Source organism: Micromonospora sp. WMMD710 (assembly GCF_029626045.1).
In the GTDB taxonomy this organism is placed as follows: Bacteria; Actinomycetota; Actinomycetes; order Mycobacteriales; family Micromonosporaceae; genus Micromonospora.
Genome location: NZ_JARUBD010000001.1, coordinates 4456308 through 4478665, shown reverse-complemented (window position 1 = coordinate 4478665; position 22358 = coordinate 4456308). Strand labels below are relative to the sequence as shown.

Here is a 22358-nt window from a genome sequence, read left to right as displayed (position 1 = left end):
ATCCATGCCGACGTCAGCATCAGCCGCTTCCCCTCATGCCCGTGGCCTACGTGCCGTCGCGCGGCAAGGGCCCCACCTCAGCCACCATCTGGCTCCACGGCCCCCAAGGCTTTCTCGGCCGCGACGACGAACCCCACACCCTGCTGTCCGCGCCGGCACGCCAGATGCGGATTCCCGGCGGCGGCTGGCAGTGGCAGTGGAGCCCCGGCCTGGCCCGCGCCCTCGCGAAGCTCACTCAACTCTCGTTCCCCGACCCGCAGAAGACCCTCGCCGATCCGGCGGCAGCCGCCGACCTGCTCGACGAACGGGCCATCCGCGCCTACTTCCTGTACAGCGAAGGCACTAAGAGCCAAGCGGCGGACACCGACGCCGCACCCAGCATGGACGCCGACGGCAACGGGACCAGACGAGCCAAGACACTGGTTCACGCCGCCAACACCGGCCTGGTCCCAGGAGACCACGTCGACGTCTACAACAGGCTGCGCGGCCTTCTCACCCGGCGCGGAATCCGGCCGCTGCCCGAACTCGAGCGTGTCGGCTCCCGCGCCACCCGCAAGATCAAAGCCGCGTTCGACCCGAACACCACGTACACCATCGAACTGTGGACGCAGAGCGACATCACTAACGAGGCCGTACTCGCGACCCTGGAACACCACTTCGGCCTCGCACCCGCGTCCGACCCGAGTGACAACAGAGTGATCCGTTTCGCCGGCGACCTCAACATCACCGTCCGCCTGCGCAACGGCGCCGAGGTCGGCCTCGGCGTCCAACCCGACCCGGACAAGAAGAAGACCGACGACGCCTTGCTCCAGCTGCACACCAACCGGCTCGCAAGGGAGGTCCTCGCCGGAAGCGCTGACCGACTGGGGGCCATCGTCGAACTGCAGGACGCTGCCTTCTTCCAACGCGCCAGGCTCATCGACCCGAAGCCCGGCCTGAAGAAGGCCTTCGCCCGCACCAACCGGCGCCTGCAGTGCCTGCGGCCAGCCCAGCTGTTCACCGAGCCGAAGACCTGGCCCGAGAACGCCAAACGGAAAAGGCCCGAACCCTACCCCGGCACCCGGTTCGGGGCCGGCACCATCCTGCGCGTGGCGTCCGCCATCAACGACTGCCTTCGCCAGCTCGGCCGTTTCGGCCCCTACCACATGCCCGTCGGACTGCCCGACATCGAGCAGGTCGGGATCTGGCTCCACCACGACGGCCCTACCTGCATCCCGATGGTCATTCGCCAACAACCCGACGGCACCGCAACCGCCTACCTCCCCGGCGCAGACGGCAGTCCCTCCCACACGGTGCCCTACGCCGACCTACCCGCCCTCCTCGCCGACGGCAAGGGACGCATCGGCCCCGGCAGGCAGCAGAAGCAGATCCTGGCAGCCTTCCTCGTCAACGTCCTGGGTGTCGGCGGCGCCGCCGACTCGGCAACCCACGACCGCATTGTCATGGCCAGAGCCGCCGGATTCCGGAACTGGGGCTGGGACTGGATGCAGGACAAGCACCTGCGCCCCGACCAGCTGATCCTGCCCGGCGTCGACATCGATGACGACACCGACCTCCCCGAGACCATCGGACCCGACAAGACACCGGGCCTGCGCATCGTCCGCGTCCGAGACCGCTCCAGCACCATGGAAGTCCCCCGCGGCTTCGCCGACGACCTCGACAAGCACCACCCCAGGGTCAGCGGGCTATTCCGCGCCAGCGAACGCGTCTACTACTCGGTCAACCCAAAGTCCGACCAGATGCAAACTCCACACGGCCGCACGAAGCTCGATCCCGACATCCACACCAACTTTTCGGTCCAAGCGGCGAACCCAGTGCCCCTGGAGATCTGTGTCGCCCACCAACAGCCCGATGACGATCCGGCAGCCCTCGCCACTCTGGTGTCTCTGCTGCGTAGAGCACATGCCCACACCGACCAAGCCACCAAATATCCGGGCGTCCTGCACCTCTGCTCGCTAGCGGACGAGTACCTGTGAGGGGCCCAACGGATCGGTGGATTGCCGGAGCTGCGGCTTCTCTATTCGGCATCGGGGGCGGCTCCCGAGTTGGTGCACCGCCAGATTCCGGCTGATGCTGGGCTGGCGAGCAGCGCCACATCCGCTCCGGCGAACGGCTCGCTGTCCGCCACCGATGTCGGCAGGGGCGCAAGGCCTGCCGGCTGTCGTCGCCGCCGTTCTCGTCATAGGTCATGGCAGCGTGAGCGAGCCATAAGGCTCTACGCGGAGCGCCTTGGGCTGCCGCGGCCCCGAACAGGCCCGCGGCCAGGATGCCGGAGGCATAGGAGGCGGCCAGTTCACCGGCGGCGAGTTGTACCTGCCAGGATGCCACACCCAGCCATGCTGGTCTTCTGGCCTGCCACTGCCGCAGCACCTCGGCCGGGCGGTCCTCGACGGCCGTCACCGCCGTGATCAGTCGCCACGCCAGCGTCTGGTCGTCGCGCCAAGCTCCAGACAACCGGGGGCCGTGCAGTGCTGGTGCTGGCAATTGCTGCGGCCGCTCATATACCTGCTCGGTCCGTACGACCGCCGGAGCGAAAGCCGGCGTCAGCGGGGCGATCGACACCAGGGTGTCGACATCGCGGACCAGCATTTCATGGGACACGCCGCGGCGGTCTGCGCGTACTCGGCGGACAGCTGCCGCCGTTACAGATCTTGACGTTGGTTGCCGGCGGCGCCGCCACGGCTCGGCGGAACGCGGGGTCGTCCGGCTGCCGACGCGCCAGGAATGCCAATTGCGCTACTTCGACGGCACCTGTGTGCGGGGCGGCGACGGCGAGCCCAAGCGTTCCCGCCCAGTGTCGAGCCCAGGGTGCCGATCGATCACCATTCATAGGTAGTTCGTGAGAAAAGTGAAAGACGAGGCGTTGCCACCTCCGACCGTCGGCATTCGACGGACCCCGACGTACATGGTGCGTGAGTTCGGCGTGCAGCCGGCGAGCACGACGAGGTCGTCGACACGGCACGTGATGCCCTGCTGGAAGGGACCTCACGGTCGGTGAATTCGTCGCCGACCAGCAACGGGACGCCGCAGCAGCAACGCGGCGAGCAACAGCGCCCCGTAAGAATGCTCCAAGGTGGTCCCGCCGCGGTCCATAGAGTAGGGGTGGCGTACCCGCGGTCGGTCGGCCTCACCGGGTCGCGCCACTCCTTCCGCCATCACCCGCCTTCTGACGGGCACCGTACCGGTACGACAGGTCTAGGCACAGACGCATTACGCACGACGTCGCGGTCGTAGACTGGCGAGCCGTCTGGACGGCGGTTAGTAACCGAGCGTGAACGCAGCGCTTCGCAGCGCAGCCCAAACCAGCCCGTTTACCGCCGACGCGACCCCGGCGTCGCGTCGGCCGAAGCGCTCTGCACATCAAGGCCACCGAGCTGATGGAGGCTCCCACGACGTTTGCTCGGTTCGCGTCCGCAGGCCCACTGCCTGCGCCATTCCGTCTCTGCCGTCACGTCGCTATCGCAACCCCGCGCTGCTCTTCTCGCCTTATTGCTGGCGATTCGGGGCAGGCCCCGTCGTGATCAGAAGGCAGAGCAGTCCTGCCGCTCGCCTAACATGCGTGCGAAACACTACGATCCGTAGCCCGGATCAGTAAGGCCCATTTCGCGGAGTCGCGACTGCAGGTGGGCCGAGGCGTCTTCACGTCTCTTCTCCAGATCCCAGAGCGACAGTGCGTACCGGTTACCCCAGCTGAGAAAAGACCTGGTCAGCTCATATCGAGCAGCTCCGACAAGTTCTTCTAGCTTCGAAAGCAGGCCCTCGCCGAGGCTTATGACAAGGTCCTCATCCGACTGGCGCTCGAGGGCGGCAGCCAAGTTGTCGGCCGACTCTCGCCGCACGCGCAGCCCGCGTACTCCAACGTGGCCAAGACTTCGAAGATCGTCGTGATATTCATTCCACCAAGAGGCGAAGGCTCCCGCAAGGGCGTCTGTATCAAGAAGTCCAAAGGGTGCGAGAGGCGCAGAGAATTGCGCCATCAATCGGTCTCTCGACATCAGAACTTGGTCAGATGCCGCCAGATCGATAAGCGCTGCAGCGGTGTCCTCCCACGCCTTTCCGCTGGCCACCTTGAACTCTCGTTCACGTGCGGCGGCCATGTGTTGGATCCGATTGGCAGTCTCTCTGTACCCTTCGGTTAAGAAAGCCAGGTAGCCGGGCCTGCCGGGTTCGAACAGCTGGAAGACGTCGATTCCGAAAACCCGGAACCTCGAAGCCTTCGACTCAACTTCTGCTCGGGGCACGCCACCCGCAATTGTTGCGCGCACGTCGATTTGCGGCTCTTCCCTCGACAGGGCCTCGATGTAGCGCCCAATATTCAGGTTGAAACCGTTATCCGCAATCTCTGAAATGGAGACGGGTCGGGAGAAGCCAGAGATCGTTGACCAGGACTCGTGCGTCCGCACGATCCTCTCGATATGTTGCGGTTTCAGCAAGTTCTGCGTCCGCCCGGTGGCAACTTCTCGCTCAGCGTTGATGTAAAGAACCTCGTCACGCGGCCCCCGGCGCGGAGCTTCGGTGCCGCGCACCACGATGACGCAGGCAGGAATGGCGGTGCCGTAGAAGACGTTGGCTCCAATCCCGATAATCGCCTCGACGTGCCCATCTTCAATGATGCCCCGGCGAATCTCGCCCTCGACGCCGCCTCGAAAAAGCGCCCCATGGGGGGCGATCATGGCGCCGACGCCGGTAGGCTTGAGAGCTCCAACGACGTGCTGCAGGTTCATCAGGTCGGCCTTGCCGCGCCCTTTGGCGACGCCGTACCTCATCCACTCCCTATGTTGTACGCCGGCGTCAAAAAATTCCATGGCCATCGGAGGGTTCGTGATCACCCGGTCGAATCGCAAGAGCCTTCCGTCAGTGACGTGGCGAGGGTCCGTCAATGTATTTCCTAGAGCCAAGGATGCGTCACCAAGGCCGTGAAGCAGAAGGTTCAGACGAGCGAGGGCGTATGTTGATCGGTTGATCTCTTGTCCAAAGAGGCAAAGTGCCGATTCGGCTCCATCTGCCTCGCTGACATATTGCCGAGCGCGCAGCAGCATGCCGCCAGACCCCGCGAAAGGGTCGTACACTGAATGCCCCCGGCTCGGGCTGGTCAACCGCACCAGCAGGTCTGTAACTGACCGTGGTGTATGAAATTCGCCTCCCGTTTTCCCTACTTGTTCTGCCGACCAACTCAGAAACTGGTCGTACGCCTCGCCGGCCGTTTCGGGGAACTCCAAGATATTGGGGTAGAGTCGAACTTTTTCGTCGAAATAGCGGACCAGGTGCTTAAGATTTTCGGAATTCAGCCTCCTCGACACGTCGAGGATTTCGAGAATTTGCCCTAATGCCTCACCTTTGTTGTACTGTAGGGCTTGCCGGGCGACTTCGAGGGCTCTCCGAGGATCTTCGTCAGCGGCGGCCATTATGTTGGGCCATTGCGCTTGTTCGGGAATCGCTGAGGCCGTAGAGTTCTCGTATGCCCACTTCAAGGTCAGTATTAGGGAGATCACGCCCAACTGCTCTGACGGTTCGGTCTGACCACTGAGTTTGGTTGCCCCTTGAAGAGCGTTAGAAAGCTTCTCAACTGTCACTATGGGCATCGTTCTGAGCTCTCATGAGTTCGTCGAGCACCGCTGGGCCGAGGGTTTCCAGGCGTTCAACTACTGCGTGCTGAGCAGCGATGCTGTCCTCCAGTGCAGTCATTGTTTCGACGATCTTAATCTGTCGATTTAGAGAGGGAACGGCGATGGGAAAATCATTCAGCACCTGAGTGTTCAGCGACGGGACCGTTCCCGGAAGAGCGCGCTCAAGTAAGCTTTTCCGAACTGGCGGATGCGATAAGTAGTAAGCCAAAAAGGGTGGGGAGATGAGCTCCCTTTTTGGTCTGACACGGAGGCATGACGACCCGTAAAGCCATCCGGACTGCCTAGCGGTGACCAAGGCTAATCGGCCGATCGATCCCTGCCTGACAAGGACCAGGTCGTCTTCCTGTAACGTGAATCGACGAAGCTTCTGACAGTCAGCCCAGGGTAGTCGCCGCAACTCACTCTCTCGGACGCTGTATGGGCGATCCCCGAGATCTTGTGGCGATAGCACAGGAACGCCGTCCGGCCTGTTGGACAGGTTGCCCAGTAGTGAGCCAGACGGCCCTGCGGCCACGTCGGCAAGATGCTTAAGCCGATGAAGTCCGACTTTAGCGGTAATCTCTTGAAATCGCATCTGGTTCCCGTCGTGTTCGGTGCTGGAGGCTGGGCGTGCGCTCCTGTGGGTGGGCCTCGGCAGTACCTACTCCGAGGCCCACCCGAGCGCTATGCCGTACGAAACCAGTATCGGAGGTTGACCCGTACGAACTCTTCAACAACGACGGTAAGAGTTGCCACGCCGAGCATCACCAGCAACGCCCACCCGCGGTCAGCGAGAGCGGCGGCAGAGATGATCACGACGACGATCACTGCTATCGTCGCGCGGGTCCTACTGGATCGAGGGGGCAACGGCCAGGCATCATGGGAGCTGACAGTCCTCACGAGGGGGTGTCCCTTCTGCCTCGGCGCTTCTCCGAGGCGGTCTGAACCGCGCCGCCCTGTCGGGCGTCCAACCATGCAGGGCGGCGCGGGTGATCAATGAGCAGATATTCGGAGAGTGCAGGCCCCGGAGGTAGCCGACTTGCGCGAAGCCCTCGCTCGCCAGCAACCTCCATGCACTCAATCTAGCAATCGACGGCTTGCGTAGCTAGCTTCGCGGGCCGCTCCGGCAGCGTGTGGGGCATGCTAGGGCAGACCTTCTGCCCGCATTCGGTATGAATTTCGAATGCCTATAGTCGGCTTCCAGACAAAATCTTGCGCAAGAGGCGCTGGTGTAGTCGGCCGGGCCGGCTGTTGTGGTTGCTTGTGGGCGGTCTTCGCCGCCCTAGTGGGCTCGTATGGGCCTCACCACCACTGCCAGGCTCGGCGCACGACCTCACCGCGGCCCGCGCCCAAGGCATCGTCGAAGCGCTGACCAACAGGGAAGTGATGACCTTCGTCGACACGGGCTACCAAGGCGCCACGGCGGCGTACGTACACCGTTCAAGCGCCGCCGCTTCCGGCCAAAGCTGTCACGCCGACAACAGGCGGTCAACCAGGCCCCCGCGAGAATCCGCGCCCGCGGCGAGCGCGCCATCGCCACATTCAAGGCCTGGGAGACCCTGGCCAAGCGGCGCTGCCCACGCCGCGCCACTGCAATCGTGCAGGCCATCCTCGCCCTGCATCACCTCGAAGCCAACCGCTACGCGCGGTGAGAACGGCTCAGGGAACCCTTGGGCAATCTCCATCGCGCGCAGGCGCGTCGCACGCTGGAGCAGGGTGACCAACCGCTCCGGCCCCGACCGCCACCCGGGAAGTCGTGAACGCTCTGATGGCGGCGGTCGATCAGGTCTAGGAGCTCATCGTCCGGCCTCACCTCGTGGCGGTCCGCAGCAGGCACCGCGCCAAGGGCTTCTCAGCGGATCTCATGGCGTATCGACTAGCAAGGCGTACGGATTGGTCTTGTCCACCGTCACCCAGTGCATCAACTTGCCGCCGGCCGGCACAGTGGTGGAGGGGGTGACTAGGTGGAACCCAATTGTGGTCTTTTCGTCTTCGATGGCTTGGCCCTCACTCCCGGAGAGGTTGCCCTTCTCGACAGTCGGATAGAGGATGATCGCTCCGGTGGAGCCGTCCCCGAGCGCGTCGGCTTTGGAGTCTGGGGTCGCTGTGTCTACGCCGGCGATCCTCATTGCCGCGTTTCGGTGTCGTTCCTCGCTGAACACTCGGAACGAGGCGCTGGACGAGGTGCGTTGGCGTTCGAAGATGCTGAACGGTCCCTGCCCGGCGACGAGGCGTCGTGTGGTGGACCTCGTCTGCTGGGGCAGGAGCACGACCCACCGTGCGAGTTGGTCGTCGCTCAGGCGGCGTAGCCAGGCGAGTTCGGGTTGGAAGGTGTCGTCGGCCAGCCACTTGAGGTTGCCGAGCACGGCCAGAAGCGCTGCGTGACTGACGACTGCCACCCGCGCCTCGTAGGTCGTTTTGGCGCCCGGCACCGCGAATTTGACGGACCGTTGGGCTGCGGCAGCGAGTAGCGGTTCCCACTGTTCGAGGTTGTGTTTCATCTTGCTTGCGACAGAGGGGAAGGCCACGGGTTCCATGGGCTGGCCGGGTGAGCTCTTCAGGACGAGCTTGGCGTTCCACATCTTGTTGCGGCCGGTCGGACGCAGGTCCGGTCGGTGCTGGGCGATGAGGGGTGGGATCTGCCGTGGGGTGAGCTGCTTTGTCCCGTCGGCCGGGGCCGCGTACTGCCGCAGTTCGCGTCGTAGGAAGTCCTCGTCGCGGCAGGCGGCTTCAAACATGTCGTGCAGGTCTGGGGTGGTGTAGAGGCGAACCAGGTCTCGGTAGCCGGGTCGGAAGCCGAACCATCGGCCCATCTGCATGAGCGTGTCGACCTGTGTCGTGGCGCGTCGGTAGTAGGTCACGGTGAGCCCTTCCACGGTGAAACCGCGGGCGAGCTTGTTCCCGCCGACCAGGATGCGCCAGATCTCGCGCTTGTCGAAGTCGAGGCTCTCCTGCTGCCTCTCAAGGTCGGTGTCGCTGTTTACGACGATGACCGGGCTGCCGTTACGGTCGGCAGGGCTGACGAGTCGGAGTGCCTCGCCGATGTCGTCGCGGAGGTCGTCGAAGTCGGCCGGAGTGAGCAGTGCAGGTGACTGTGCGCTGGACACGGGCAGGATGTCGGTGAGGTACAGGTCGCGTAGCCGGGCCAAGCCGCTGGGCCGGTAGTAGCCGGCGGTGTTCCACAGGTGGCCGATCAGCTCGGCTGTCTGCCGGTGGGAGTCCTTGCCCATGGCCTCGTGGACGAGCATCGTGTGGTGCCGGTAGGTGGTTCCGTGTCGCTGTCGGTACAGCTTGACGGCGCCGGTGAGGACGAACATGTCCATTGCGCGGCGCAGTTCGCCGTCGTCGGGCTCGTCGCCGAGGTACCGCACGTGTGCCCGTTCCTTCGACGTCAGGAGAGGACGCTGCTCAAGGGGTAGTTCGGCGTCGAAGTCGTGGAAGTCCTCCGCGCCCATGTAGCCGTCGGGCCGCGGCAGGGAGATGAGGAAGTCGCGGGGGAAGATGTCCTCGACGTCGGACGGGTCGATGAACACGTTGGCGTAGGGGGTGGCGGTGTAGCCGACATACTGGGCGCGGGGCATCATCCGCAGCAGCTGCCCGATGAGGCGGTTGATCGCGGTGCGCTTCTTGCTGTCCTCCTTCCACTTCTTCGGGCTGACGGTGTTCACCGACGCCTGGTCCGACTCGTCGTCGATGATGAGGACCGGTACCTCACCGAGGCGTTCGCTGATGCGGCCCAGGTCTGCTACCAGCGCCTCGAGAACGGAGGCGTTCTTCTTGGCGACAACGAGACGAGCGTCGCTGGTGTGCAGGTTCGCCGGGTCGAAGAACTTCCGGTTGCGCTCTCGTCCCCTGAACTCGAGCGCGGAGAAGCCCATCTTGAGCCGCCGGTAGTCGCCGGCGTGATTGCTCAGGCGATGGATGTCCGGGTACCCGGCGTCGGACGGCCGTCCGCCGTGGCGGACGAAGCGGTCGCGTTTCCAGTCCGGGTCGTCCTGGTACTCGTGGGCCTTTTGGTCGTGGGGGGAAATCTCCCGCTCAATGTTCTCCCGGCCGCAGAGTTCGATGTCGAGACGTCGCTGGGTCTGGGCGCGGAGCATGTTGGTGGTGCCGGTGAGCACGATGACGAGTCGGTAGCCGGCGTCGATGGCCTTGGCTACGACGCCGGTGAAGTTGGCGGTCTTGCCACTCTGGACGTAACCGACCACGAGACCCTTGGCCTGGTACGCCACGGATCGCGTCGGGTCCGAGAGGCGGCGGACGACCTCCTCGGTGGCCTTGTCGAGGTCGGCGACAGCGTCCGGGTTGCGCCACTTGTCGAGCAGGTAGCGCTGGTAGTGCGCCCAGTAGAAGCTGCGTTCGGTGCGACGTTGGGGGGTGCGCCACTCCGCCCAGTCGTCTGCGATGACGATGGGACCGTCGGCGGCGGCGAAGGGGAACAGGTCGGCGAACAGAGCCGCTGTCTGCTCGTCAGTACCGAGGGCGGCGATCACCGCCGCGCGACGTGCGGCGGTGTTGTGACTGGTGCCGCCGGTCCAGGGGGCGCCGCTCTGCTCGTGGTCCCAGGCGGCGAGCGCGTGGGCGAATTGCTGGCGCAGGGCGTCCTCGGGGCCGACGTCTTGGAGGTGGCTGAGGAGAGCGGACCCGTCGGCGACACCGGGGGCGTCGCCACCCAGCATGGCTGCCAGGGCGTGTAGCGGCTTGGGTCCGGGACGCTGCATTGCGTCGAGGGCGGCGCTGTAGGCGGTGGTGACGGTGTCGCTCATGGCAGTTCCCGCTGTCCCCTCGTCAGTGCTTCGGTGAGGATCTGCGGCGTCGGGTCGCCGCTTCGTCCGGTGAGGTCCAAGCGGTAGCGGACGTCAGTCACGTGCGTGCCGTCGACGCCAGCGTCGGCTAGGAGGCGGGGCGTGAGGCGTGGGAACGTCTCCGTCACCTGGAACGCCTCGGCCGGAGTTCGTAGACGCCACCGGCGTTGGCAGGTGGCCGAGTAGCGGTCCCGCCATCCGGAGCCGCGGAGCAGGTCGTCGAACGTGGCGCGGTGGGCCGTGGACGACAGCTTGCTGCGGACACTGGTGATGAGGTTGGGTAGCGTGCGGCCCGCGCTGCCGGCGGCGGTGATCTGCAGGGACACCAGCCAGAGTTCCCGACCGCCGGTCTCGACCATCTGGGTCAGCGAGGAGATCCAGTGGGCGCGGCGTTCGGACACGGTGGTCTTGACCTCGACGTCGTGGTCAGGGAGCCCGAAGTCGTGCTCCTCGGCCTGCCCGCCGCGCCATGACGCGAGCGCGTTGTCCGGTCCGGCGGCGTGTACGAGGCCGGCAAACAGGAGTAGTTCCCCGATGAGCCCCGTCTCCTTCTCCTGTGAGAGGACGTCCTCAGTTTTAAGGAGATGTCCGAGGCGGCGCAGGGTCTCGACCAGCGCGGCGGTCAGTGTCTGTTGGTCCAGTTGGACTCGGTCGGCGACAGCGCACAGCAGGGGATAGGCATCGACGAAGAGCCGGGGATCGGTGACGGAAACCTCGATCATCCGCTGCCCGTCGTGGTGCACGACGCGGACAGTGAGGTGCTCCAGCCCGGCTGGAACAACCTCGTGGGAGGTTGCGGGTCCGCGTAGCCCGACTCGCCTGGCGTGGGGGTCGACGAAGAGCACGAGTCGGGGTGACCCAGTGATCGGGTGGTCGATCGGGACACTGCTTCTCAGGTAGTCGCTGAAGCTGTCGGTGCTGAGGTGACGGTCTGCCGGTGTCGTCATGAGCGGGCCTCGAAGGTCGACCTCTCTGCCTTGGCCGCGGTGGTGAGGACCTCCTGCCAGAGGTCGATGTTGTCCTTGTCGCGGGCGCCGAAGTGCGCACCCTCGAAGACGTTGCCGGCGAGCAGGAACAGCAGGGCCTTGAGAACCGGGGCGTCGTTGGCGCCGCCGCGTCGTCCGCCGAGCAGGGCCCGCCGGTACGCCTGGTTGAGCCACAGCGTCCTGGTTCCGCGGTCGAATTCGAGGAACGCGTCGGTGGTGAAGCGCTTCCACTGGATGTTGAGGGGTTCCTCGGGGAGTAGCGGCAGCTCGTTGCGGACCTCACGAGACACCTTGGGGTGGAAACCCTTGCCGGGTGGTAGCACAGCCTTACGGCGTGCGGTCGTCCGTCGGTTGGCGTTGATCCATGCCGCCTCGGCGGCCTGAAGGTAGTCGGTGATCGTGGTGCCGTCCTCGGCGCGTGCCGTGGCGACGGCGTGGGCGAACCGGGGCCCGGCCGACACGCGAGACTTCTCGGGGTTCATGACGAACAGTCCGGTGGTGTCCTCGTCGATGTCGATGCAGACCCGAGCAAGCTGGAGTCGGGTGTCGGGGGCGTGGATGCCCTCCCAGCCGCCGGCGTGCAGGAGTCGTCCACGGCGGTAGAAGTAGAGGCCCTGTCGGGCCTCCGCCCCGCCGGGCAGTCGGTACTCGGGCGAGTTGGAACGGCGCGGCCAGATGTGACAGCGCATGAGCAGGTCGGTTCCGCTGGTCCGTACCCTCAGGTCCTTCGGCCAGCCGGGCAGTGTGTCGGGGTAGGCGAAGGGGTCGGTGGGCGCCACCGGGTGACGGACGCCGATGCCGAGCTGGATGTCCTCGACATCTATGACGATTCGGATGTCACGTTCGGTGAGGATGCGGTGGAAGGTCAGGCCCAGGTGTCCCTGCAGGTGCGAGATGGTGCGGCTGAGGAACTCGTCGACCTGCTCGGGGTCGTCGGACGAGGGTAGGCCGTGTACCTGGTCCCAACGGACGATGGTGCCTGACCCGCTGGTGGGGAGTTGCCAGTCGCGGTCGAGTTCGGCGGCGGCGAACGTACCGGCCACGATGTCGCAGGTGTAGTCGCGTTTGCCAGAGGCGAGTTTCCAGCGTCTTCCCACGGCTGCGTGTCCGGGTGCGCGGGACAGCACGGTAAGGCTGGCGGCCTGGCTGAACGAGGCTGCCTTGAGTCCGAGGCCGAAGTGCCCAAGGTCCTCGCCGGTGTAGTGGCGGTTACCGCCGACGGTCATCGCCGCGTCGATGTGGTCGGGCTTGATGCCTCGGCCGTTATCGACGACGTAGAGCCCAACCAGGCGGGTGCCGCGTTGGACGAATCGGACGAGGATGTCGGTGGCTCCGGCGTCGATGGAGTTGTCCACCAGGTCGGCGAGGGCGGTCTCCAAGGAGTGGTTGCGGCCCAGGGCGTCCATTGCCCGCGGGTCCGGCGGCAACTGCACCGCTCCCTCGGTGGGGACCTCCTGAGACCAGACGGACATTTACGCTCCAGTGGGTGTGGCCGGTGTGTGACGGGCGGAACTGTCAGAAGCCGTTGACGGGACGGAAGCCGTGGCGTCGGGCGTGGCGCATGGCCTCCAGCGCGCCGCGCAGGTGCTTGCCTGCGGGGTCCCAACCCTGGTGCAGGGCTTGGGCGACCTCGGTCACCGACCGCCGTTGCTCCGGGCTGAGGATCCCTGTGGCGGTGCCCCAGGCGGTCAGGTCGCTCCAATCGGCACCGGTGGTATCCCGGACCAGCTGCAGGTCGTCGACGTAGGTGTCGACGTCGGCGAGTTCCGTCTCCAGCTGCGGCGGGATGACCCAGTCGAGTTCGCGTACCGCCGTCCAGCACTCCGGTCGTTTGGTCCACTCGCCCACGTTGGTACGACCCTCGGGTGGCGACGTGATGACCTTCTGAACGAGCGGGCACAGGTCGGTTATTGCGTCCTGCAGCGCGGGGGTGAGGTCCTGGTTGCGCCAGATGCGGTCGAGGTCGACCCTTTGGCTGGTCGCGTGGGCGAGTTTCGCGATGGTGTAGGTGACGATGTTGGCCTTGTACCCACCGAAGTTCTGTCTGGCGACGAGCTTGTCGACCTTCCTGAACAGGATTGCCTTGGCCACCAGGTGCCGGCAGTACTGCTTGTCCACCACCGGTGGCTGCTCGTCCAGCCGCTGCGAGAACAGGGTGAAGTTCTTCTCCGCCCCGAGGCTGACCAGATGCGGTTCCATACTCCAGGAGTGCTCGAACTTGGCCAGGTCGGACTTGGTGAACTTCTGAGCTGACGGGTTGGCAGCCTTGAACACCTTCTGCCGGGCCGGTGTCCCCTCACGGGTGAGAGCGTTGGCGTACTGTCCGCGGGCCCGTTCGTAGAACCAGTGGGTGTCGTGCGGATGGGCAGGGCTGGGCGGTGCCCACAGGGTCCGCATGATCCGCTCGACATCGACGTGGAAGGCACTGTTCGCCTTCAGGTCCGAGGCGGTGACGCGGTTCTGGGTGTTGGAGTAGGCGGAGATCTGCGGGACGATGTCATCGAGCCGGTCCGGTGAGACAACCGTCAGCTTCATCTGCACGTGCGCGGCACCGACGTCGACCTTGTTGCGGTGGGCGTGGTGGATGGTCGCGGTGGTCTGGCCTCCGTTGACGATCTGGAGGTTGTGGAGGCGGCGGATCACCCGCTGGCCGGACGCCGTGTCGTCGAACTCGACTTTCGAGGCGGTGGCTGCGATCCCGTTGTTGTAGGCGAGGAACCGCTCGGGATTGCTCTTCAGGGTGTCCAGGATCCCTCGATTGACCGCGCCCCGGACCTGCAGGAAGGAGCGCACGTTCAGCTCCAGCAACCGAGCCCCGTGGGCGGAGTACAGCTCGGCCAGTCCGCTGGCAGGCACGATGGCCAACAGAACCGAGTAGTCCTCGTCGGTCCGCGGAGTGGCCAGGCAGGGCAGCCCTTCCGGGAACTCCGCGACGATCGGCTCGGCTTTGCTTCCGGAGGTTGACCAGTTGGCCAGGCGTCGCAGGTCCCACAACTCGCGGTTGACGTGCCGGCCCTCGAACAGCATCGGCGCGATGCTGTCGCGGACCACGCTGCGAGCATTGGTGACCAGCACCAGACGTACCGACTCGACCCGACCGAATCTCTCGCTGACGGCGGCACACATACCCGCCACGTCCGAGGAGCGGTCACGCCTGGTCAGGGTGCCACCGACACAGCGGGACAGGAAGTTCTCCACGCGCCTGAACGCCGCATCGACCTCGACACGGCCGATCTTGTGGCCGTCGTCGGCACGGGGGCTGTAGTGGGTAAGAAACAGGTCCAGCGACCGGTCGTCAGATGCGGCACCGTACCCGCTGACCTCGACACCGTGGTCCTTGAAGTGCACCGCCACCGCATCCTCGGTGTGTCCGTCGGCGGCCAGCTGGTCGAGCATCAGCTGGGTAAAGGCTTCCTGAAGGTCGCAACCCTCGATCTCAGCCTGGGCCCTGACGTCCTCGATCAGACCGTGCGCGTAGTCGCTGACGTCCGACTCAGCCACGCGCACCCCTGTGCCGCAGGACATGGGTACGGCACAGCGGGCCGCACATCCCAGGCGGACTTGTGAGGGGCATGCAGTTCTCCGGGGGATCGTTCGGCATGTCGGGTGACGGTACGCGCCGACTCGGTCGCTGATGGCACCAACTCTCCCTGATGAGGACAGGACCGACAAGACCCACCGGGCTGAGTCCTGATCACCGCATCGGTCCTGTTCCGGGTCGGTCGAACCACCTGTGGCGCGACCGGAGCCCGAGGAGTCTCGTGCGCTCCCGTCAGGCGGACGATCCATCGTGACGACGCGGGGGCGGCCGACGCGCCGCGTCGGACCGCAGAGGTAACCTGCGCAGTGCGTTCTGACTGATCGGGGAGGTGACGCGGGTGACGGACGATGCCGTCGAACGGCGTCGGGCGGGTTACGGCGTCAAGCTCGTGCGTGGCCCGTTCGTACGCCTGGCGCCACACCCTGAGGCGTGCAAGGACGACGCCGAGTTCCTCCGCTTCGCGGCAGCGTGCCGTGAGCGGGGCGAGCGGCTGGCGGCGGACCTGTTCAGCGGTGCCGGCGGCTTGAGCCTGGGCCTCACCCAAGCAGGGTTCCGTGTGGTTCTGTCGGCCGACCGCGACCCCGAGTCCGTCGAGACCCACCGACACCACTACCCGGGCCTCACCCTCGACTGCGACCTCGGAGAGTCCGGCAACGTCAGGCGGATCGCCGCCCTGGTCAAGGAGGCGGGGATCGAGCTGCTCACCGGCGGTCCGCCGTGCCAACCCTTCTCCCGGGCGGGCCGCTCACTAATCCGTCACCAGGTCCGCCACGGCCTTCGCCCGGCGCACGACGAACGCCGGGACCTCTGGCGCTCGTTCCTGGAGGTCATCCAGGTTGCCCGACCCGCCGCCGTGATCATGGAAAACGTCCCCGACATGGCACTCGACCGGGAGATGTTCATCCTCCGCACCATGGTGCACGAGTTGGAGTCGATCGGTTACGCGGTTGAGGAACGGGTGGTCGACACCCTGCGCTATGGCGTACCCCAGTTCCGTCAGCGGCTGATCCTGGTCGCACTGCGAGACGGGATAGCCTTCGACTGGCCTCAGGAGGTGCCGGACCGGGTATCGGTGTGGAACGCTATCGGCGACTTACCCGAGGTCGAGGGCGGCTGGAGGCCCCAGGGTGGCGCCGATGGCTGGTCAGACTACGCCGGCCCCGTGTCTGCCTTCCAAGAGCAGATGCGTCAGGGTGTTGCACCGGCGGACACGGGCAAGGTCTTCGACCACATCACCCGACCCGTGCGCGAGGACGACCTGCGCGCCTTCGACATGATGGACGCCGGCACCCGATACTCGGACCTACCGGAGGACGTCAAGCGCTACCGCGACGACATCTTCGACGACAAGTACAAGCGCCTGAGCGAGGACACCTACTCCCGCACCATCACCGCGCACATCGCCAAGGATGGTTACTGGTACATCCATCCCCGACAGGACCGCACACTCACCGTGCGTGAGGCCGCGCGGTTGCAGACCTTCCCCGACAGGTTCCGCTTCGCCGGCCCACCGTCGGCGGCGTTCCGCCAAATCGGTAACGCCGTCCCCCCGGCGCTCGGCACCCAGTTGGGGCGCGCCGTGATGACCGCGCTGGACGCCCGAAGGCCGGTTTCCTACCGTAGTCGCGACATAGCCCGGGCCCTCGCCACCTGGTTTGACGACCTCGGCGACCCGGCCCTCCCGTGGCTGCGCGCCCGGACACGATGGCAGGTCATATCCGCCGAGATGCTCCTCGACCGGGCAGCACCGGAGCAGGTCCGAATTCTCTGGTCACTGCTCGAACGGTGGGCCCAGCCGCAGGACACCGTTGACGCCGGCGACGAACTTCTCGAGATCGGGCGGTGGATCAACCGCGAGCACCGCGCCGAGCGGCTGCTCGAACTGGCGCGCACCCTGACGTCGCAACCGGGCCTGCTCGACGACGACAAGATCCACAGTCTCCGCGGGGTCGATGCCTCGGTCATCGACCTTGCCGTCCTCGCAGTCCCGACCCGAGACGAGGACGACGCGGAGGAACCTGTGCTAATCACCAAGGGCACCCACCGCGTCGCCGCCCGCTTCACGCACGAGCAGGAGCATGTCGAGCGCAGTCACAGGATGACCGCCGGGCGTCTGGCCGTCGCCCGGATGATCGGCGATGACACCGACGCGCGGCGAGCGCACCTCGGTCTGATCGAGCTGGCCACCTCCGTATGCCGTCCCACCGCCCCCGCCTGTCCCCGCTGCCCGCTGAACGAGGCATGCAGCGAGGCTGCCAAACGGAGCGGTCGGACCGGACGGCGGCCGGCGCTCAGTCCCTGAAGCCGAGTGCGGCGGCGACGTCAGGGGCCTCTGCCCGCAACGTCTCACCGATGCGCTGCAGGGCCGCGTACTCGCCGGCGCGCATAGCAGCGGCGCGCAGCGCCAAGCCGACAACCGGCATAGGCGGCGTCGCCCCCGATGCCTCGCCACGAGACAGGGCGGCCAGCTGCTCGGAAGCCGCCTTCGGGCCCTCGGAGGCACTCCGCGAGTTCTTGCGGTAGGCGTCGTCCGCACGCATACACAGCTCGTGCACCGGGCGTTCAATCAGCTGACGTAGCTGCGGTGGCATCGCCACCCTGATCTTCGCCACGTTGATGTTGAACACCACGTCGAGGTCTGTGTCGAAGTCCAGCGCGACCCGCGCGAGCTTGGTGTGCTCGTCAATGCCCCGCATCCCGTTCCAGCCGCCCCACTGGACCAACCGCTGGGCGCGGTAGACGTACAGACCCTGCTGGCGGTTCCAGTTCAGCGGGCCCGACAGCCGCTCGAACTCCGCCTGCGACGTGAACTGATCGCGGGACGGCAGAACGTACCGCTGTAGCCCTACCGTGCCGGTAGCCTCACCAACGGTGACCTCGAAGCGCAGCGGGGGGAGTACCTCCCGTGCCGGCTCGTCCGGGGCGAACGGGTTCCAGGGCCGGACCTTCTCGCCGTTGACGGTGATCACGAGGCCGTCACCGACCTCACCCTCGAGGAAGCGGTGGAAAACCGTACCCAGGTGGTCGGCAGTTTTGCTCGCCAACGCCTCCAACCGGCGACGCGCCCAACCGCCCTCCGGCTTACGCTCCGGCAGAACTCGGTCGAGTCCGCGCCAGAGCACCACTGTCCCCCCCGCGTCCGCCACCGTCTCGCGAGCCTTGGCGACCTGCTCGTCGTCCGCCGGTTCGGCGACGACCCAGTCATCCATCTCGGCGATGAGATCGAGATCGATCATCCGCGACACGGTGCGGGCCGTGGCCGCCCTCCTGCGACTGACCACCGTCAGGGACCGGCACTGCGACAAGGATGCGGTTTTCAGCCCCAGCCCGTACCGACCCAAGTCTCCACGGCCGTAGTCGCGCCGACTGCCGTAGCGCAGTGCCTCCAAGAGACCATTGGCGCTCATTCCCTCGCCGTCGTCCGCGATCATCACCCACGAGTCGGAACCGTCGAACACAACTCCGATCTCGACCCGACTCGCGCCGGCGGCGACGCTGTTGTCCACGACGTCGGCTACTGCGGTCGGGAAGTCGTAACCGATGTCGCGCAGCGAGTCGGTCAACCGCGCGGCCGATGGCGCCACGCTGTACAGGTTCCGAGCGCTCACGACGACTCCTCCGTTCGAAAACGACGACGGGGACCAGGATGTCATACTCCTACGCACCCCATCCTGCGGGACGCACACGTGTGGGCCAGCGATCAGTCTTCTGCCTCAAGAACCGCCGACACACGCGTCAGGTGGGCGGATCTGGATGAGGCGCCGAGGCTCACCCACTCCGACGACAGGAGCGTCTAGCGTTCCAGACGCCTAGGTATCGTTCCGCCCGACACGCCAGCGACACTAGAACATAGGTACGACGAAGCCCGCTCATTCATGACCGACCGTCGCTTGACGGCAACGCTGCGCAACGTTCGAGGAACGGCGACGCCAAGACCGTTTGGAGGAGGGCTCTCGTGGGCGGCTGCCCGGCGGGCCGGGCGCGGGGATGATGTCCGGATTAACGGGCCCGTACCTCGATGGCAACCCGGCGCGCCGCCTCGCCGACCTCTCGACGTACCTCACACTCCCACACTCTGACAACGCGCCAACCGGCCTCGGTGAGCTCGTTGTCGATTCGTTGATCACGAGCCTGGTTCGTCGAGATCTTTGTTGCCCATCTGCCCGCGTTGGGGCCACGGAATCGCGACGGTCCGTGCTGCGGACACCCGTGCCAGAAGCATCCGTTGACGAATACCGCGACGCGTGGACCGGGAAACACCAGGTCCGGTCGGCTGCGGTTGAACAGGGTTCGTCCGAGGCGGAATCGGAGACCGAGGGCGTGCACGGCACGGCGCAGCGCCATCTCGGGCACCGTGTTGCGTGTACGCCGTCCTCGCAGGTGAGACCCTTGGGCTGTGGCCACCCAGGTATGAGTACCGTCGTGCGGCGTAGAGCCGCCATCGCTGGAGTTCGTCATCGCACACCTCGATGGGGCCACTCACCGGCGGCCAACTTTCGCTCTATCTGCCAGGTAGCCCTCGCGTTCTGAGTGCTGAGAGCAATCGATCTACCTGCGGCCTCCTCCGGGTTGGGCGCCGCGGTCCTCGGCGCTGACCAATCTACCTTCGGCAGGTGTCGACCTGGACTCTGGGATCTCGGCGCCCTCGCATCTGAGTGCGGGAGCTGTCGCGAAACGGCGTGGCTGACAGACTCTGACAGCTTCTGATCGAGGCGCAGTCCGCTCCGGTCGACTCGGTGCGCGCCCGCACGGCGGGTGACGGTTACCGGCCCGGCGAGCTTGGCGGGTGGGGGCGGGTTCGGCGGCGTGTGCGGCCCGCAGTCCGCCGCGCACGCCATGTGTTCCGCCCCCCTCATTGGGCGGTCCGCTCGTCCGGGGTGGGCTGGTGATGGGTGGGGTATTGGTCGTCGTGGTGGGTATCGGTGTAGGGCAGGTCGATGAGGCGGTGACGGCCGGTACGGCCGGGTAGTTGCCAGATCTGGTGGGCGGGGCTGGCGGCGAGTGCAGTGCGCAGTTCGGCGGTAGTGGTGGCGATGGCCGCCTTCAGGCCGGCGCCGGCCAAGCGGTGGTGCAGGTTCGCCTCGCGTCGTGCGGAGGGTAGGTGGAACAGCACCGGCCATGCCCAGGTGCTCATGGTGTACAGCCGCTCGTACTTGATGACCTTGTCGATGAGGACCTGCAGGTTCTCGCCGCTGGTGTCGTACTCGAGGAAGAACGGCACGGACCGTCCTCGCTCGGTCCATACCCCGGCGCCGTCCGGGCGGGGGAATCCGGTTGATCCGCCGATGATGATGTGCGGGTCGCCGCCTTTGCGGTAGAGGGTGCCGGGTTCGTGGTAGGCCGACGCGGGCTGCCAGCGGGCCAGTTCGGTGTGGGGGTGGGTGCGGGCGTGGGCGGCGAGGTCGATGAAGACCTGGTTGCCGCCGAGCAGGTGCGGCAGGTCCGGTCGGTTGGTCAGGGAGTGTTTGCGGCGGCGGGCTTGATCGCGGCGGCCTCGTGGGAGTCCGCGTTGGGCGTGGACGTGGTCGTAGCCGAGTTGGTCCAAGACGTAGTGATAGGGGTAGGAGCCGCCGTCGGCTTTGTTGGGTCGGAATCGGTCCACCGCTCGTAGAGCGGTAAGGCGGCGGAGGCGGCGTTGGGTGAAGTCCAGGGATGGGAACAGGGCGGCGGCGATCTGGTCGGTGGTGAGCACGCCGTGGTCGTAGAGCCATCCGAGGAGCCGGTCGTCGCGGGCGGTGATGCTGGCCTGCAGCCGCAGCAGCGGGTCCGCAGTCGGTAGGTGTTTACCCATGGGCACCAGCCCTGGGGGAGAGACCCGAGACCGGAGGGTCTGTCTGGAGCGGTCCCCGACTCCTGACAGCGGGGCTGACCTGGGCTGTGAGCGGCCGTGAGGGGCCAGGTTGGGGGTCAGGATCAAGACGGACGGTAGAACGGAGATCGGCACTGACTGCTGAAGCGCCGGGCACAACGGGTTCGGCGTGAAGGTGCGGTGGGGGTAGGTGTGAGTTGGGCCGGTGACGCTGGTGGGGTTCGGGGTGCGCGGTGATCATCGGTGTTGCTCCAAGGTCGCAGGTGCGGGTAGGTGTGAGGTTGGTGCCCCCGGCCGCAGCGGGCCGGAGCAACCGGAGGTCGGTAGTCGCTGTCCGCCAGCCTGGTTGGACGTGCCAATCTCGCTGGTCTTGCCCGTGTGGCGAACTTCCGGTGACACGGGCAGTCAGTCGCCTGTTCGACCGAAGTTGGCCACAGCGGCTGCGACCTGCGGTGTGAGAGCCGCAGGCGTTGCCGTTCGGGTTCGAAGCGAACGGCAACCTCCGACAGCCCTTGACAGTCACCGGGTAAGCGCTTCGCTGGGCCGCCCCCGGGCTGCTCCTCGACCGGCCCGTGGGCCCGTCGAGGAGCAGTTGTCGGTTGGTCAGGGGCGCGGCGGGTAGTGGTACTCGCCGTCGGCGACGGATTCGTCGTAGGGGCGCTCGGGGTCGTAGATGGGGTGTGGGGCTCGGGGCCGTACCTCCTTGAAGGTCACGGTGTCGGGCGGCCACTGCTCGGGGGTGCGGGGAAGGTCGGTCAGGGCGAGGCGGTGTGTCTCGCCGATCGGCTGCCAGACCGGGTCGGCCGGATGGCCGTGCTCGGGGTTGCTGGTGACGACGGTGAGGTGCCGCGTGTTGCGGCGCTCGAGGTAGCGGCGCAGTTCCTGCTCTCGCTGCGGGTCGGCGGCGTGGAACATCAGGGTCGCCAGGCCGGTCTGTTCGGCCAGGTGCCTGTAGGCGTGGATGCGGTCGGCGAGGTCGACGGGACGGATCTCCGCAGCGTCGGGCTGGTACCAGAACGCGTGGCGGTCGCGGTCGTGGATGTACTCGCCGTGCCAGGCGGCATGCCGCGCTCGGGTGACGTATCGGCAGGTGCGCGGTGACCACCAGGTGCGCAGGTCGCGCCCGGGTTCGGTAAGCGCGCGGGTGGCCAGGTCGACGAAGAAGTCGTTGGCCTGCAGCAGGCCGTGCAGGCCCGGATGTTCGCGGAGCCGGTCGCGGGCCCGGTACACCTGCGCCGGTGTGACGTCGAGGTCTTCGTCGAGTGGGGTGAGTTGGGCGCCGATCGGGCCGAGGCACCACGAGGTGTCGGCGGTGGCCGCGGTGCCGGTGTGCCAGAGGCGGTCGATCCAGCCGCGGCGGGCGAGGATCGTCAGACGTCGGGTGGCCGACGCCGTGGTGGTGGCGAAGCCGAGTGCGGTGAGCTGCGCGGTGGTCAGGACGCGGTGCTCGGCGAGCATCTCGACGGCCCACCAGTCGGGCAGGCGCATGCGGCCGCTCTCGGCCAGGAGCAGCTCCGCCAGGATCGGTCGGGTGGACGGGACAGCGAACTGGGGATGGTAGGTGGTCGCCATGACCGGTACCTCCAAGATGGCGCCACCCCGGCAGGGGGT

At 66.4% G+C, this 22358-nt stretch carries 11 protein-coding genes and 1 pseudogene; 3 read left to right on the top strand and 9 right to left on the bottom strand.

Features of this window, described 5'->3' with window-relative positions; genetic code table 11:
* The first annotated feature begins 41 nt into the window (after positions 1-41).
* On the top strand, positions 42-1976 hold the full coding sequence (locus tag O7620_RS20665) for an RNaseH domain-containing protein (protein ID WP_278124517.1): 1935 nt from the start codon (positions 42-44) through the stop codon (positions 1974-1976).
* 1593 nt (positions 1977-3569) lie between these two features.
* Here the strand turns inward: O7620_RS20665 and O7620_RS20660 are convergent.
* On the bottom strand, positions 3570-5573 hold the full coding sequence (locus O7620_RS20660) for an N-6 DNA methylase (protein ID WP_278124516.1): 2004 nt from the start codon (positions 5571-5573) through the stop codon (positions 3570-3572).
* A gap of 1314 nt (positions 5574-6887) precedes the next feature.
* Here O7620_RS20660 and O7620_RS20655 point away from each other — a divergent pair.
* Positions 6888-7258: pseudogene (locus tag O7620_RS20655) on the top strand (transposase family protein); the annotation flags it as partial.
* A gap of 210 nt (positions 7259-7468) precedes the next feature.
* On the opposite strand, the gene O7620_RS20650 reads toward O7620_RS20655, so the two are convergent.
* From O7620_RS20650 to O7620_RS20635, 4 genes are all read right to left on the bottom strand, one after another.
* Positions 7469-10372 (bottom strand): Z1 domain-containing protein, encoded by a 2904-nt coding sequence (locus O7620_RS20650; protein WP_278124515.1) that lies wholly within the window; start codon positions 10370-10372, stop codon positions 7469-7471.
* Entirely contained in the window at positions 10369-11154 is a 786-nt protein-coding gene (locus O7620_RS20645) for a PD-(D/E)XK motif protein (RefSeq protein ID WP_278124513.1), read from the bottom strand. The genes O7620_RS20650 and O7620_RS20645 overlap by 4 nt, the downstream gene beginning before the upstream one ends.
* Before the next feature lie 200 nt (positions 11155-11354).
* Positions 11355-12869, bottom strand: a complete 1515-nt coding sequence (locus O7620_RS20640) for an ATP-binding protein (RefSeq protein WP_278124512.1) — start codon at positions 12867-12869, stop codon at positions 11355-11357.
* Between the two features lie 43 nt (positions 12870-12912).
* Complete coding sequence (locus tag O7620_RS20635) at positions 12913-14898, bottom strand: AIPR family protein (RefSeq protein ID WP_278124511.1); 1986 nt, start codon at positions 14896-14898, stop codon at positions 12913-12915.
* Between the two features lie 368 nt (positions 14899-15266).
* Here O7620_RS20635 and dcm point away from each other — a divergent pair, with 368 nt between their 5' ends.
* Positions 15267-17240 (top strand): DNA (cytosine-5-)-methyltransferase, encoded by a 1974-nt coding sequence (gene dcm / locus O7620_RS20630; protein WP_347403776.1) that lies wholly within the window; start codon positions 15267-15269, stop codon positions 17238-17240.
* On the opposite strand, the gene O7620_RS20625 is transcribed toward dcm, so the two are convergent.
* From O7620_RS20625 to O7620_RS20610, 4 genes are all read right to left on the bottom strand, one after another.
* Complete coding sequence (locus O7620_RS20625) at positions 17230-18501, bottom strand: ATP-binding protein (RefSeq protein ID WP_278124508.1); 1272 nt, start codon at positions 18499-18501, stop codon at positions 17230-17232. The genes dcm and O7620_RS20625 overlap by 11 nt on opposite strands.
* Positions 18502-18937: 436 nt before the next feature.
* Positions 18938-19396 carry a very short patch repair endonuclease gene (locus O7620_RS20620; protein WP_278124506.1) on the bottom strand — a complete coding sequence of 153 codons (459 nt, stop codon included), beginning with the start codon at positions 19394-19396 and terminating at the stop codon, positions 18938-18940.
* A 394-nt stretch (positions 19397-19790) separates the two neighbouring features.
* The gene (locus O7620_RS20615; protein ID WP_278124505.1) at positions 19791-20729 is read right to left on the bottom strand and encodes a replication-relaxation family protein; all 939 of its coding nucleotides are present in this window, start codon (positions 20727-20729) and stop codon (positions 19791-19793) included.
* Positions 20730-21350: 621 nt separating this feature from the next.
* A complete protein-coding gene (locus tag O7620_RS20610) occupies positions 21351-22319 on the bottom strand; it encodes a replication-relaxation family protein (protein WP_278124504.1) in 969 nt (322 codons plus the stop codon).
* Positions 22320-22358 lie beyond the last annotated feature (39 nt).

Coding starts and splice junctions, on each gene's coding strand:
- O7620_RS20610 (WP_278124504.1), bottom strand. CDS start 22,319: ATGGCGACCACCTACCATCCCCAGTTCGCTGTCCCGTCCACCCGACCG.
- O7620_RS20620 (WP_278124506.1), bottom strand. CDS start 19,396: ATGACGAACTCCAGCGATGGCGGCTCTACGCCGCACGACGGTACTCAT.
- O7620_RS20615 (WP_278124505.1), bottom strand. CDS start 20,729: ATGGGTAAACACCTACCGACTGCGGACCCGCTGCTGCGGCTGCAGGCC.
- O7620_RS20650 (WP_278124515.1), bottom strand. CDS start 10,372: ATGAGCGACACCGTCACCACCGCCTACAGCGCCGCCCTCGACGCAATG.
- O7620_RS20640 (WP_278124512.1), bottom strand. CDS start 12,869: ATGTCCGTCTGGTCTCAGGAGGTCCCCACCGAGGGAGCGGTGCAGTTG.